The organism is Microcoleus sp. bin38.metabat.b11b12b14.051 (assembly GCF_013299165.1).
Lineage (GTDB): Bacteria > Cyanobacteriota > Cyanobacteriia > Cyanobacteriales > Microcoleaceae > Microcoleus.
Genome location: NZ_JAAFKD010000031.1, coordinates 35,681 through 50,065 on the forward strand (window position 1 = coordinate 35,681; position 14,385 = coordinate 50,065).

11 protein-coding genes are annotated in these 14,385 nt (G+C 44.8%); 6 read left to right on the forward strand and 5 right to left on the reverse strand.

The window, feature by feature from the left end; all coding sequences use genetic code 11:
* Positions 1-121: 121 nt before the first annotated feature.
* From QZW47_RS24710 to QZW47_RS24720, 3 genes are all read left to right on the forward strand, one after another.
* Entirely contained in the window at positions 122-979 is an 858-nt protein-coding gene (locus QZW47_RS24710) for a DUF1361 domain-containing protein (protein WP_293133039.1), read from the forward strand.
* Positions 980-1,190: 211 nt separating this feature from the next.
* Positions 1,191-3,164: an ABC transporter ATP-binding protein/permease gene (locus QZW47_RS24715; RefSeq protein ID WP_293133042.1), complete on the forward strand. Its 1,974-nt coding sequence runs from the start codon at positions 1,191-1,193 to the stop codon at positions 3,162-3,164.
* A 438-nt stretch (positions 3,165-3,602) separates the two neighbouring features.
* Positions 3,603-5,228, forward strand: a complete 1,626-nt coding sequence (locus QZW47_RS24720; protein ID WP_293133045.1) for an NB-ARC domain-containing protein — start codon at positions 3,603-3,605, stop codon at positions 5,226-5,228.
* A 432-nt stretch (positions 5,229-5,660) separates the two neighbouring features.
* On the opposite strand, the gene QZW47_RS24725 is transcribed toward QZW47_RS24720, so the two are convergent.
* The 4 genes from QZW47_RS24725 to QZW47_RS24740 form a co-directional block, all read right to left on the reverse strand.
* Positions 5,661-7,391: an NAD(P)H-quinone oxidoreductase subunit 4 gene (locus QZW47_RS24725; RefSeq protein ID WP_293133048.1), complete on the reverse strand. Its 1,731-nt coding sequence runs from the start codon at positions 7,389-7,391 to the stop codon at positions 5,661-5,663.
* Between the two features lie 282 nt (positions 7,392-7,673).
* Positions 7,674-8,375, reverse strand: a complete 702-nt coding sequence (locus QZW47_RS24730; protein WP_293133051.1) for a DUF4079 domain-containing protein — start codon at positions 8,373-8,375, stop codon at positions 7,674-7,676.
* Positions 8,376-8,408: 33 nt separating this feature from the next.
* Positions 8,409-8,531 (reverse strand): hypothetical protein, encoded by a 123-nt coding sequence (locus QZW47_RS24735; RefSeq protein WP_293133053.1) that lies wholly within the window; start codon positions 8,529-8,531, stop codon positions 8,409-8,411.
* Positions 8,532-8,675: 144 nt separating this feature from the next.
* Positions 8,676-9,398, reverse strand: a complete 723-nt coding sequence (locus QZW47_RS24740) for a YHS domain-containing (seleno)protein (RefSeq protein WP_293133055.1) — start codon at positions 9,396-9,398, stop codon at positions 8,676-8,678.
* Positions 9,399-10,062: 664 nt separating this feature from the next.
* Here QZW47_RS24740 and QZW47_RS24745 point away from each other — a divergent pair.
* From QZW47_RS24745 to QZW47_RS24755, 3 genes are all read left to right on the forward strand, one after another.
* A complete protein-coding gene (locus QZW47_RS24745) occupies positions 10,063-10,674 on the forward strand; it encodes a cupin (protein ID WP_293133058.1) in 612 nt (203 codons plus the stop codon).
* A 197-nt stretch (positions 10,675-10,871) separates the two neighbouring features.
* The gene (locus QZW47_RS24750) at positions 10,872-12,326 is read left to right on the forward strand and encodes a HAMP domain-containing sensor histidine kinase (protein WP_293133061.1); all 1,455 of its coding nucleotides are present in this window, start codon (positions 10,872-10,874) and stop codon (positions 12,324-12,326) included.
* The gene (locus QZW47_RS24755) at positions 12,323-13,003 is read left to right on the forward strand and encodes a response regulator transcription factor (protein ID WP_293133064.1); all 681 of its coding nucleotides are present in this window, start codon (positions 12,323-12,325) and stop codon (positions 13,001-13,003) included. The genes QZW47_RS24750 and QZW47_RS24755 overlap by 4 nt, the downstream gene beginning before the upstream one ends.
* Before the next feature lie 290 nt (positions 13,004-13,293).
* Here the strand turns inward: QZW47_RS24755 and QZW47_RS24760 are convergent, their stop codons facing one another.
* On the reverse strand, positions 13,294-14,226 hold the full coding sequence (locus QZW47_RS24760) for an ADP-ribosylglycohydrolase family protein (RefSeq protein WP_293133067.1): 933 nt from the start codon (positions 14,224-14,226) through the stop codon (positions 13,294-13,296).
* Positions 14,227-14,385 lie beyond the last annotated feature (159 nt).

Consider the following 14,385-nt stretch of genomic DNA (forward strand, 5'->3'; position numbering starts at 1 on the left):
CTATCAACTGACAACTGCCAACTGCCCCTAGTCAACTCTTCGGAATGCTATAGCGACTAAGATAGATTCAAGCTGCTGAGAAAGCGGTGCTGCATCAACCTTTAATTGTATAAAAACCGACATGATGGGATTAATCCTGGAAGCGCTCACAGCAATGGGACACAATGTCCGCTGGATGTCTTGGAATTTGTTTTTAGGTTTAGTACCGCTGGCGCTGAGTTTTTGGCTCTTCCGCAAACCTCGATCGCGCTGGCTGCTGTGGGGTACGTGCATTCTCTTGGGCGCTACTTTTTTGCCGAGCACGCGCCATGTTTTGTCCTATATCAAGCACATTGTGCAAGATGTGGGCACAACTTACTTTTTGGGGGCGATCGCGATTACGCTAGGCCTAATGGCTGTAGATATCTGGGTACTGCGACAGCGCGGGCTGCGCTCTCTCCGCTGGTGGGGCGGTTTTTTCTGGTTTATCGCATTTTTACCCAATGCACCCTACGTTTTAACTGATATCATTCACCTGATCGAGCAGATCAAACAGGAGCATACGGTGTGGACTGTGACTCTGGCTTTAATCCCGCAGTATCTGGTGTTTATGCTGCTCGGGTTTGGAGCTTACGTGCTGTCGGTGATGAATTTGGGTTACTATCTGAAGCAACAGGGTTGGGGTAGATTTATCCTGGCAACGGAAATAACTATACACGCACTTTCGGCGCTCGGCATTTATTTAGGGCGATTTATCCGCTTCAACACTTGGGACATTCTGACGAATCCTGATGCGTTGGTTAACACAGTCATGAATGAGTTGATTGGTAAGCGTCCGGTTGTAGTAATGGCTGCAACATTTGTAGTAATTGCTGTTTTGTATTGGGTGCTCAAACAAGTGACTTTGGGGATTAGCCAGCGATTTTACAGCAGTCAATCGCAGTCGGAGGCGATCGGGGACAGCGCGGCTTCTTCTGAACCCATCGATTTGAGATTTTAGATTCGCGAATTGAGACTTTACTCTACAGATGAATCTGCCAGCTAGAACTCACTTGCCAACTTTTTTGGGTATCCATGACTTGAGTCGGAAAACAAGTATTCGTCTGTGGCTGAAGCAATTTTTGCGATCGAGTCTCCAATCAATTCGTTGAGCAGTGGATCGCGAAAGTTGCTATCTTAGAAAAGTCTAAGTAGTTCTGTAAAAAGCAAAGATGAATCGATTTGACCGTCAGTTGTGGGAGAGATTTATTGCGATCGCTCAGCCTTACTTTTATCCTTTAGAGCCTGGGGGCGGCAGAATATTCTTAGGATTAGTAGGACTGTTGTTGATATTTTTATTCGCTGCGATGTTTGTACTCGTCAGCGCTTTCTGTTTGGGCGGGGAACTGCTTTTTCCGGATTTTGTCCGCAGTATTGCGGCCGGCTTAGTCAATTTGCTGCAAGGAATCATTCATTCGCCAGCAATTGCGATCGTAGCTTTAATGCTAATTATTCCTTTCATTGCTTTTATTAGGTTCAAAGGCAGACTGACTCGGCACTGGCAGCCTTGGGCTTTATTGACTTTACTGCTTTTTTTGTCGCTTTCAGTCAGCGGTCTAAATGTCATAATTAGTTATGTCGGTAACTTTTTTAATACAGCACTAGCAAAGAAAGACCAGCTCAATTACTGGAAATATCTGTTTGTCTATGCAGGGGTTTTTGCAGTCGGCACTCCCATCGTGGTCATTTACCGCTACACCCAAGATAAATTGAGTCTCTACTGGCGGGAGTGGATGACAAATAAATTCCTGGACAAGTATTTTCAGAATCGGGCTTATTACGAAATCAAGTCCCAAAAGGAAATTGACAATCCCGACCAGCGAATTTCTGAAGATATCAAATCATTTACTCGTACAAGTTTGGCATTTCTGCTGGTAATTTTGGGTGCGATAGTTGACATTATATCTTTCACTGGTATTCTGTGGTCAATCTCAAAACAACTTTCAATCTTCCTGATTGTATACGCTATCTTGGGTACGGTTGCAACTTTGATATTTGGTCAAAGATTAGTGCCTCTGAATTTTAACCAACTTAAAAAAGAAGCTAACTTCCGCTACGGATTGGTTCACATTCGCGACAATGCTGAATCTATTGCTTTTTACAGGGGTGAGGAGCAGGAATCGAAGCAAATAAAACAGCGGTTCGTTGAAGTATTCCACAATTTTAATTTGCTAATTGGCTGGCAGCGAAATCTGGATTATTTTACAACTGGATACGGATATGCTGTGGTGATAATTCCGGCTTTGTTACTAGCTCCAGCTTACTTTGCAGACACAACTGATACAATCCAATTTGGAGATATCACTCAAGCAGGTTTTGCTTTCAGTCAGGTTTTAGGCGCTTTTTCAGTAGTGATAACTCAGATTGAACGGCTGAGTGCTTTTGCAGCTAGTATCAATCGTTTGACTGTATTTACAGATACTTTGGAAGCAGAAAGGGCAGTGTATCGTGCAGGAGAAACTGCGATAGATGTCGTAGTAGATTCTGAGTTGGCGCTGGAACGCGTTACCTTAGATACTCCGAAGCATCAAAAGACTTTGATTAGGGATTTGTCGGTAGCGGTGTCGCCGGGGGAAGGACTGTTAATTGTCGGTCAAAGCGGTGCTGGGAAAAGTTCTTTGCTGCGGGCTATTGCGGGTTTGTGGGACTCGGGAACGGGTCGTTTGGCGCGGCCGGAACTCGGAGAAATGCTGTTTTTGCCGCAGCGTCCTTATATGATTTTAGGTAGTTTGCGATCGCAACTTCTCTATCCCAACACCAGCAGCCAGGTTGATGATGAACAATTGCGCCGCGTTTTGGCATCTGTAAATTTAACAGATTTGCCGGACAGATTGGGCGGTTTTGAGGCGGATTTAGATTGGGCCGAGATTTTGTCGCTGGGAGAACAGCAGCGTTTAGCTTTTGCCCGATTGTTGCTGACGGAACCGCGATATGCGATTTTGGACGAGGCGACAAGTGCTTTGGATTTGAAAAACGAGCAACATTTATACCAGCAGTTGCAATCAACTAAAACTACGTTTGTCAGCGTCGGCCACCGATTGAGTTTGTTGAAATATCACCAGCAAGTTTTGGAACTTTTGGGCGAGGGGAATTGGCGGCTGCTTTCAGCAGAAGAATACCAGGCTAGCGCGCAGGTTTTTGGCTGAGACAGGGCTGCTAACGTTGAGAAAGTGTCGGATAAATAACCGCGCTCGAATCATTTTATTGCTGTTATTCTATCCGACATAAGATTGTATATTGCATAAGGTTTGGGAGGCTAGCTGCTGTTGCATTGGTTTTTTGAACAAATTTAAAAACCGATAACTAGGTAAGTAAATCCACCTAATCAAACATAAAATATCAATAGCTCTCAAGCTTGCTGTGTATGTCTTTTTCGTTGTTTCTTCCTTCGTATACGCTGGCTGATAAGTCTTTTTACCAGGTCGCCAAGCCGAAGGGATTTTTCCTTGTTGCTTCTACTGATCAATCAAAAACGGGAGAAACAGCAAGAAGCAAGCTGAACTTTGGTCTGTTCAATTGTTCGCCCGCGAGAAATCAAAGAATATAATATAAGATAGATTATTAGTACAGGCGAGATTCCTACCTTGACTACTCCGATTCCTCAAAACTTTGTGCAAGCGATCGCCAAACAGCGCGGTGTCACAGATGCCGAGTTAGAGACAGTGTTTATGGCTCTAGACGGTCAATCAACGGCTTCCATCGCCACGAAACTCGGCATTAGCGACATCGCAGTTCGGAAAAGACTCGGGGAAGTTTATAAAAAGTTTCAGATTGGGGGGAACGGCCCGGGAAAGTTGTCGGAATTAAGGCATCAGTTGCTGTTTTCATACCACAGCGAGCAGGAACCAAGCGATTTTAGTCCCCGAGGGAAAGGTTCTCTATTCAAAATGCCTATCGGGCGCCCACAGGAAGATTGGGGCCAAGCACCCGATGTCTCGGTTTTTTACGGGCGGACTGAAGAATTAACTAATTTAAAGCAGTCGATCGTATCGGATAACTGTCGCGTCGTAGCGCTGCTGGGTTTGGCTGGTAGCGGCAAAACAACTCTGTCGGTGCACTTCGCAAAACAGGTACAGCAGGAGTTTGATTTTGTGATTTGGCGCTCGCTGCGATCGGCTCCCCCAGCATCCGACTTCCTCGCGAGCTTAATTCAACTTTTTTCTAACCAACAAAAACCCGATTTGCCGCTCGACCTGAACGGCAAAATTTCGCGCTTAATCGAGTACCTGCGTAAGCGGCGCTGTCTGCTGATTTTAGACGATTTTGAAGCAGTCCTGCGACCCGAAGAACTAGCGGGACACTACCGCGAAGGCTGCGAAGGCTATCGAGATTTAATTGTACGGCTCTGTGAGGTGAACCACCAGAGCAGTCTGGTGCTAGTTAGTGCCGAAGAACCCACAGAACTGAGTTTGCTCGTGGGAGAAAAAGTGCGGTCTTTAAAACCTGCTATTTCCGAGGAAATAGCCCGCGAAATTTTCCAAGAAAAAGGCTTATCCGTTCGAGATAGACAATGGGAAATCTTGTTAGCCCGGTACGGAGGCAATCTGTTAGCGTTAAAAATTGTGGCGACAACGATTAACGAATTCTTTGATGGGAATGTTGGCAATTTTTTGGAAGCAACGGCATTATTTATAGAAGAACACATCAGCAATTTGCTCGCGCAGCAGTTCGATCGAATGTCGAGAACCGAACAAGAGATTTCGTACTGGCTGACTATTGCTCAAAGTCCGATTTCCCTGACGACTTTGCGAGAGCAGATGTTTGTCAATTTGTCGCTTTCCGATTTACTAAAAAATCTCGATTCTCTGGGCCGCCGCTCGCTGATCGAAAAAATCACTGAAGGCGGGGAAACTGTGTTTGTGCTTCAGCCTTTAATCGTGCAATATGTCAGTGAAAGATTAGTCGATGGGATTTGTGCGGAGGTTTTGGAAACAGTTAATACGCAAGGAACAGAAAGAATGTGGCTGTTGAAAACTCACAATCTGAGCTGGAGTATTGTTCAACAACAACAAAGTAAACAATCGAGAAGTCGAACAATTTTAGAATTAGTAAAAAATCGCCTTCAAGTGTTATTTATGAAAACTAGAGGCGTTGAAGAACCGCTAAAGCTCCTGGCAAAAGTTGCCTCTGATTTGGCAGATAAATCGATACTTGAGGTGGGATATGCGAAGGAAAATTTAGCCCAGATTATTGCAGAAATTAGGCGCTAAGGTAGATGAGTGTTAAATTATAGCAATTATTAAAAATAGTGCAATATTATTTGTAGGGCGTGTCGCCATAAAAAATCCCTCGAATTCAATCGATAGTCTGACAGAGCCGCACTTTACAACTATCCACCGTTAACACTAAAGCGTGGTGCGGATCTATGAGATTGTCGATTTTTTCTGATAAATTTTCGAGGCTACGCACCCTACGATTCTGTCAACTGTCAATTGTCAACTGCGGTGCGTCGCTATGAGATTGTCGATTTTTTGTGATAAATTTTCGAGGCGACGCACCCTACGATTCTTCCTTCCGTCCCAGGTGAACTGTCAACTGTCAACTGTCAACTGTCAACTTCCTTCTTCCTTCTGCCAAAAAAAGCGATCGCCCTTTAAGAAAAGCGATCGCCCAATTTTCAGCAAAAACGGAATTAGATAAAATTACTTGACAATCCCGAAAGCCGATGCAGATTGAGCTCCAGTAATTTTGCCCAAAGCAGGCGCTGTTGGAGCCTGTGCAATTTTGGGAGCCAAAAATCCCTTGGCATAAATCTGAGGATTTTCTTGAACGATGAGGGTGTAGGATTGGCGGACTTCGGCGTTAACAGCCACAGTCTTGGCGTCGTAAACTTGCATCGCCATGTTCGGATAAAAACCAATGCCGACAATCGGTATCAAAAAGCAAAATGCGATCGCCACTTCGCGAGGTTGAGCATCGATAAACTTGGCGTCACCAGGTAAAACGCAACTATTACCGAAACAAACCGCTTCATCCAGATTATCTCGCTGATTCTTTAAATCTAGATCTTCGAGATCGCAAGCTGCCAATGTTCCACAGTTGTAAAATAACTGCCGCAGCATCGAGAGCAAATAAATCGGTGTCAAAATCAGTCCCACTGCCGCCAGGAACACAATCACTGCGCGGAAAGAAGTGCCGTACATATCGCTAGTTGCGACACCTACAAACACGGAGAGTTCGCTCGCAAAACCACTCATACCAGGGAGTGCCAAAGAAGCCATCGCGCCGGCTGTAAATAAGGCAAACACTTTCGGCATAACTTTCCCAATCTCGCCCATCTCGTCCATGATCATGGTATGGGTGCGATCGTAGGTAACGCCAGCCAGGAAAAACAATACTGAGGCGATCAAACCGTGGGAAATCATTTGCAGCAGCGCCCCGTTGATTCCCAAATCCGTGAAGGAAGCAATACCCAACAACACGAATCCCATGTGAGAAATCGACGAATTCGCCAAGCGGCGCTTCATGTTCGTTTGGCCGAAGGAATTCAGCGCGCCGTAGATAATGTTAACTACGCCGAGCACCGCCATAATCGGTGCAAAATAAACGTGTGCTTTGGGAAGAAGTTCTAAATTCAGGCGAATCAGTCCGTAGCCGCCCATTTTCAGCAACACACCGGCCAGAATCATCGACACAGGAGAAGATGCTTCGCCGTGGGCGTCAGGCAGCCATGTGTGAAAGGGGAAAATCGCGAGTTTGACGCCGAAGGCAATGAACAATCCCCCATAAAGTAGGAGTTCTAAACCTAACGGGTAGTCCTTCAAGCCGAGTTCTACCATGTCGAAGGTGATATTTCCTCCGCCGTAGAATGCCATTGCTAAGGCAGCGATCAGAATAAAGATCGAAGCGCCGGCGGTGTAAATCAAGAATTTGGTAGCTGCGTAGCGACGGTTTTGCCCGCCCCAAATCGAGATTAGCAAGTACACCGGAATTAGTTCTAATTCCCAGACAATGAACAGCAGCATGATGTCTTGGGCGACAAATACTCCGATTTGTGCCGAGTACATCACCAGCATCAGGAAGTAGAACAATCGCGGCTTGCGATCGACTTCCCATGCAGCAAAAATCGATAGCGTTGTCACCAATCCCGCCAACAACACCAGCGGAACCGACAGCCCGTCAACCGAAACAGACCAGTTGAGGCCTAAAGAAGGTATCCAGGAATATTTCTCGACGATTTGGAAAGTGGAGATGCTCGGATCGTAGTGCGTCCAAAACACCCAACACATTAATACAAAGTCTGCAATGCCTACACCCAGGGCATACCAGCGCACAGTTTTGCCGTCTGTATCGGGCAGAAAAGGGATGGCGAGGGCAGCTAGGAGGGGTAGGATGACAATCGCGGTCAGCCAAGGAAATTGATCCGCTATCATGATATTGAGAATAAATACTTAGTTGGAAGTTACCACAATTATAATACTAAATTTAATAAAAACTTAATATTTGCAAATATTTTTTTTCTACAAATACCGGAGCGGCTGATAAAATCACGGATTGCGGCAAATGTCAATTTTTTTTCAGGTCAAATATAAATTACGTAGTTGCGCTTGGGCGCTCTTATATATACGAAGAGCGCCCAAGCGCAACTACGTACCTAAAATTCACCCTTATAAAAGTGCCACTTGCGTCCTGGACTGTCCAAGTAATGCGATCGCTCACGGCTTGGGGCAAGTCTTATTGGCGAAATCACAACTATATATGTAGGGTTTCTGCCAACTCAGGGGAATTTCTAATAAATCCCTGGTTCCAGTCATTCCCTGTCCCAGAAACAGCAGCACGGCGATCGAGTTCAAGATGACATGGGCCGTGCGCCACCGATTCGATCGATCTTTGTAAATGTCTTGAATGATGGCGAGGGAGAAAACCATCAGCAGCGCAGCGGTGATGCCAATATAGTAGTGAGACCAATACCATTCATCGGTGCGCCGATAAACGCCATCTTGAGTGCCAAGAATCACCAAGCCAGCACCCGTCAATGTCGCAAATATGCCCCGCCATAACGCAGGTGTCGATCGATACAGCATGACCAAAGAGGCAATAGTTGCCACAAACATCAGCACAATGAAAATGACCTGAAACGAGTTTTTGCTCCAAACATCCTTGGTCAAAATATGCTCAAAAATCGCGTAACCTAGCCCCAACAACGTCACTCCTACCACAGAACCTGACAGAATTTTACCGGCTTTGACGTGTTCTGCGCCGACTACAGGGGGAATCTTGCTCTTATCCCCGGATGCAATTTGCTGGCGGCGCTGCATAGTTTGCCAAGCCATATTCAGCACCACGCCCAGCATCGGAAACACGATCGCCACAGCTAAAACAGGATGCAGCAAAGCCATAAAATCTTTAAATTCCATACAGCACGTTTTCCTTCTTAGAACTGGATAAAACTAAACTTTTGAGATTTTCACGAAATCGATCGCGATTGGGCGATCGAACAAAACGTGAGGCTTCAACACAATCCAAAATAGCAAAAAGAGAGCCACAGGCAAGATGCCTGTGCCACCAAACATCAAATTGCTTTTGCTTGTTATCAGGTAGAGCGAAAGTAACACAGAACCCGAGGAAGAGCCTGTTTTTACCTCGGAGCTACGAGCATAGAGGACTGTAAGATGTGTTTAAGTTATTAAATTTTCTTCCCTGAGTCCTATTTGAAGTTAACGCAACAACTCTTTGTTATTCAAAATAGCAGGCCAATTCTTGTTTGCTAAAGCAATGTGTCCGGGAATATCAGCTATCCACTCTACCTGTACTTTCTTATCATAGTTGAGATAAAGCTTCCCATCAACAATTTTCCAGGCATCAGGCTGAGTGACAACTAGATTGCCTTCACTGGCAGCCTGAGCACAATATCCACCGTATTGAGGAGCATATTTTTCAGGACTTTTAGCAAACATATCGCGGTTGGCGGCACTAGCAAACATCCAAGTTGTGCCACCCCAATTATGTTTAAATTGGCTAACTCCCATCACTAATTTACCTTGGGTGAAATAAGCGACGACATCCTGACCATCAAGAGCTACACCTTTTTCGGTGTAATACTTAGGATGAACAGTTGTTGTGCTGCTTTTACCAGCACAAGGATTGGCTTTTCCGGCACAAGGATTGGCTTTTCCGGCACAAGGATTTTTACCAGCACAAGGATTGGCTTTTCCAGCACAAGGATTTTCTTTTCCGGCACAAGGATTTTTGCCAGCGCAAGGATTCGCTTTGCCAGCGCAAGGATTTTTACCAGCACAAGGATTGGCTTCTGCAATCTTCGATGAAACGGTTGTAGAGTTTAAGCTGGTGGAAGTTTTGAGGTTGGCGTAGCTAACATTAGCTGTTACCAAACCTAGAATGGTGGCAATGGCGATCGTGGTAATGTATTTGACTTTCATGTGTTTAATTTCCCGATGAATAGTTAGTATTTTGAGGGCAGATATTTTCTTGATATTTCTTGCTCTCTGGCAAGTCGGTGGCTTTTTGTTGTCCTCAATATTTGAGGGTATTTACATTAACACTCAAGAATATGAGTGCTAGATGAGGAAGAGATGGATGGGAGATAAAAGTCTGAATGCTTGATATGTCGGTTTCTTCAGCAAAAATTCATCTAGGAATTAGGAACCCATCATCTAGTTAGCAGGAACATCTTATAGAGTGGAGATCCAGGCTGACTATTGGTGTCTACTTAAGTCTAAAACCCTCTGTATCTCTCGTTTACTGCCGAGGTCTGATCCCCCTCGCATCCCCCTTAAAAAGGGGAGTAGGGGTTGACTTTGAGTCCTTCCGGTTCCCCCCCCGACCTAAGCTACGGCGTACACACAAGTCCTAAAAACCTGGCTGTGTCAGACATTTGATTTCCAACTCTACTGGCGTGTACGCCGTAGCCTGAAAAAGGGGGACTTTGAGTCCTTCCGGTTCCCCTTTTTTAAGGGGGGCTAGGGGGGATTTGGTCTGAGTCGCCAAACAGCAGTCTGTGACTACGTTATGGGATCAAGTTGACACTAATGAACTATGACTATCTGTTAGTAGCGCAGTCATTTAACCGCGAGTTGAGAAATTATGACAGGAAAAAACTTGTTTGTAGCCAATGATGGACAGCACCATGTTTGTGAAGATAGCAGTCAAATTGAAGATTTGATTCATCCTTACCGACTTTATCGCTTTTTAACTGACTTGGAAGATGTCTTAGATCAAATTAGTGATGATTATTTACGACTCCAGGCAATTTGTCCCCTTGTCCGCAAGTTATTAGATAGTTCTCCCTGGATGCAAATTGGTCTCCTGGAACCCGATTCTGAGACAGGTTGGGCTGTACAAACACTATATGATGAGCCATTTTTTCCTTTGACGGTACAGTTGGTGGCTTGGGCTCCGGGTACAGTTTCTCCGATTCACAATCATGCTAGTTGGGGAATTGTGGGGCTACTGGGCGGACAGGAGAAAAATACTTTTTGGGGGCGATCGCCCATTCCGAAGTTTCCCGATAAAATTCAAACAGTGGGCGATATTTTGCTTGCACCTGGTGACGTTTTGTGCTTAATGCCCGATGCGATTCATCATGTCGAAGCACTCGGAGATGAACCAACTATTAGTTTTAATCTTTATGGTGAAGCAGATTATGCTCGACGCTTTGAGTTTAATCATATTAAAGGTACGGCGGAAAACTTTTAATTGAGCATTCTGATGATTTTTTGATCTACAGGACTTACCCATTGATACCAAAGAAACTGGGTTTTTTTAGCGAATCTCCCGACTGAAACGAAGGATTCTCGTGAAAAACCCGGTTTCTGACATCGAGTGAAGTCTTAATTTAGTTGGAATTTGTCTAATTTTTATGCTTAATTTACCTCACTAATTCTGACAAATAAATGAAGCATATTCGCCAAGTTAGAGCCACTATCAGCCATTTCATGGGAAAGCAAATTTCCACCTCTTCGCTTCAGTTTCGCCTGACTCGGGAATTGATGGTACTCTCGATTTTAGGACTTAGTAGTGTGGCATTTTGGGCCGGCTGGCAAAGATCGCAAAATCTAGTCGGTGCCCACAAACAAACCCTGGAATATATTGGAACGCGCTTTCCCGAACAGGTTGAGCTTTATAGTGAAATGGGTTCTTTAGAAATTGGCTTAACCCGAAGCGTCCAGAAAGCATCTACAGGAGGAATCATGGTGTGGGTGAAGCGCAATGATGGGATGCTTTTGGTGAGTTCTCCTGATATGGATATGCAATCTTCTAAGATTAGGAATATGATCTCGTTGACGGAGGTGCCGACTCAGCCGACTTTTGTTCAGGTGGGCGATCGCTATTTGGTGATCTGTAGCAGAACTCTGAGGATCAAAAATGAGTTGGTGGGTACTGTATATTTCTCTCAAGATATCACTGATGAGCAACGTGAATTAAATGATGGGATTCGGAGTCTGATTGTTGTCAGTATTGTGGTAATCTTAGTGTTGATGTTGGCGATCGCCAGTCGCATTCGTCATGCTCTGAACCCTCTAGAACAGATGAGTCAGATAGCTAGCACTTTGTCTGCTGATAATTTGCAGGGAGCAAAACTCCAACTGCATCAGGCTCCTGATGAGATTTTAGGGCTAGCCCAAACTTTTAATGAGATGTTGTTTCGATTATCTGGTTCCTGGGAGCAACAACGGCAATTTGTCGGCAATGTTTCCCACGAATTACGCACTCCCCTAACAATTGTTGTTGGTTATTTACAAAGTTTGCTGCGCCGCAGCACCAATTTAAGTGATTATCAGCAGCAAGCACTGGAAACAGCGGTTGGTGAAACTGAACGGACGATTCGGATGTTAGAAGATTTGCTCGATTTAGCACGGGCTGATAGCGGGAATTTGCACTTTCGTTTGAATCCGGTGATTCTGAATACTCTGGTGGCTGAGGTGGCTCAGATGAGTGAAAAAGTTAGCAATCGTAAAATTATTTTGGTGTCAACAGATGAGGATGTTGTCGCCTGTGCGGATCAGGATCGTTTGCAACAAGTGTTAATTAATTTAGTTGATAATGCTATTAAGTATTCTGCTCCCGAACAACCTGTTGAGTTAGTCTTAGAAAAGAAGGAACAGCAGGTGATGATTCATGTGCGGGATCGCGGAATTGGGATTTCTCTCCCCCATCAAAACCGGATTTTTGAGCGGTTTTACCGGGTGGATGAGTCTATGACGCGCTCTAGAGACGGTACAGGGCTGGGATTGGCGATCGCCAAAAGCCTGATCGAAGGTATGGAAGGACGCATCACGATCCGCTCTAAACCGGGAGAAGGTAGTATTTTTACTATCACCTTACCCGTCTGGAATCCGCAGCTATGAGCGATCGCATTCTCGTTGTTGAAGATGACCCTAAATTGGCAAAGTTCATCGAATCTGAACTTACTCTGGAAGGATATCACGTCACTGTCGCCCCCAATGGGTTGGATGGATTAACCCTCGCCCGCACGGCTGAACCGGATTTATTGATTTTAGATTGGATGCTTCCGGGCGTCTCTGGATTGGATATTTGTTTGAGATTGCGATCGACTGGCGTGCAAGTACCAATCATTATGTTAACAGCAAAGGATGAAGTACCCGATCGCGTAACCGGCTTAAATGCTGGCGCTGATGACTATGTGACGAAGCCTTTCAGTATGGAAGAACTTCTAGCGAGGGTGAAAGCACGCCTGCGCCGCACTCAACCAAATGACCTGGATCAGTTAGAATTTGAAGACCTAATCTTGAATTGTTTAACTCGTGAAGTTTATCGAGGTAGCCAACTAATTGAACTGACTGCTAAAGAGTTTGATTTGTTAGAATTTCTGCTGCGAAATCCCCGTCAAGTGATTACGCGCGATCGCATTTTAGAAAAAGTCTGGGGTTACGATTTTATGGGTGAGTCAAATATTATTGAAGTGTATATTCGGGCGTTGCGGATTAAGTTAGAAGCAAGTAATTCAAAACGCTTGTTGCATACGGTTCGGGGAGTTGGATATGTGTTGCGAGAGCAAAAATAATATCATTTCTCAAAAAAACGATTAGTTTTGTATTTTTTAACATGGAAAATGAGGCTAGTTTACATAATTATTTTGTCAGGTGCGTCGCTCTGATATTATCGATTTTTATGCAGCGAAAATCGCTGGCGACGCACCCTACGGCTCAACACGGTTCATTTGGAAATTGTCATTGCGAGGAACGAAGCAATCGCAATATTTATTTTTTATAGGGTTTTCCCTGTAGAAGTCTCTTATCTGAACCGTATTGCCCTACGACTACGGCTAGTGTTACATAAAAACTCAGTTTCTAGTCACCCGTGCGTAAGTCCTACAGTTAACAGTTGTTCGGCGAAAGATGCAATTAGAGTCAAATCGGTCAATTGCGATCGCCATTTTTCTGGTATAGCAGATTCGCCATAAAAAGCTCCAGCCAACTGTCCGTAAACTGCACCAGTTGTATCCGCATCGTCGCCCAAATTTACAGCCAACAAACACCCTTCGGCAAAAGACGAACTGTTATAAAACGCCCAAATAGCAGCCTCCAAAGACTTAACTACGTAACCCGTACCCTTAATTTCAGGAGGTTGTAGGCGTTTAAAAGAACCCGCCGCAATTTCATCAATTTCTGCTACCAGTGGGTGCGCGGCCCAATATCCGGCGATCGCACAATATCTTTCTGATAGCAAAACTTCTTTACTCACTCCATTGACAGCCGCCGCAATTAAAGTACCAAAATAGCGGCAAGCATCGACGCAAGTAGCAGCACCGTGAGTTGTGCGAGAACTTGATCCAGATATTTCTATGACTTCTAAAGGATTTTTAGCATAAAACAAAGGTACGGGAGCCAAACGCATAATCGAACCATTTCCAGCAGCCCAAGAGTCGGTAGAACCGCAGTAAGGCTTTTTTGTATTTTGAAACAGCCAAAGTGCTTGTTGAACCGTATTGCCAATATCAAAACACTTCCCCGTACTGCTCAAATGTCCGTTTCGCCACCACTTCACATAAGTTTCTAATTGATGGACTGGATCGAAATCTTTTTTCTCAATCAAACTTTCAGCTAAACAAAGCGCCATCGAAGTATCATCAGTCCACTGTCCCGGTTGCAGGCGAAACGGGCCGCCGCCAACCATATCGCTAATCGGCTCAAACGTTCCGGGGCGACAAAACTCTAAAGTTGTTCCCAAAGCATCGCCAACTGCTAAACCGATCAAACTGCCACGATAACGTTCTATTTGCTGCATAGTAATTGTAAAGTAATAATTACAGAACTTAGGAAAAAAGTGATTTGACGCGCTACTTATCGCGCTTTCGGTGCCCAGTGCACACCCTACCTTATTCTTCTCTTGATTCTCTTTCTCTGTGTTCTCTGCGCCCTCTGCGGTGAAGAAAAAAAAATCTTG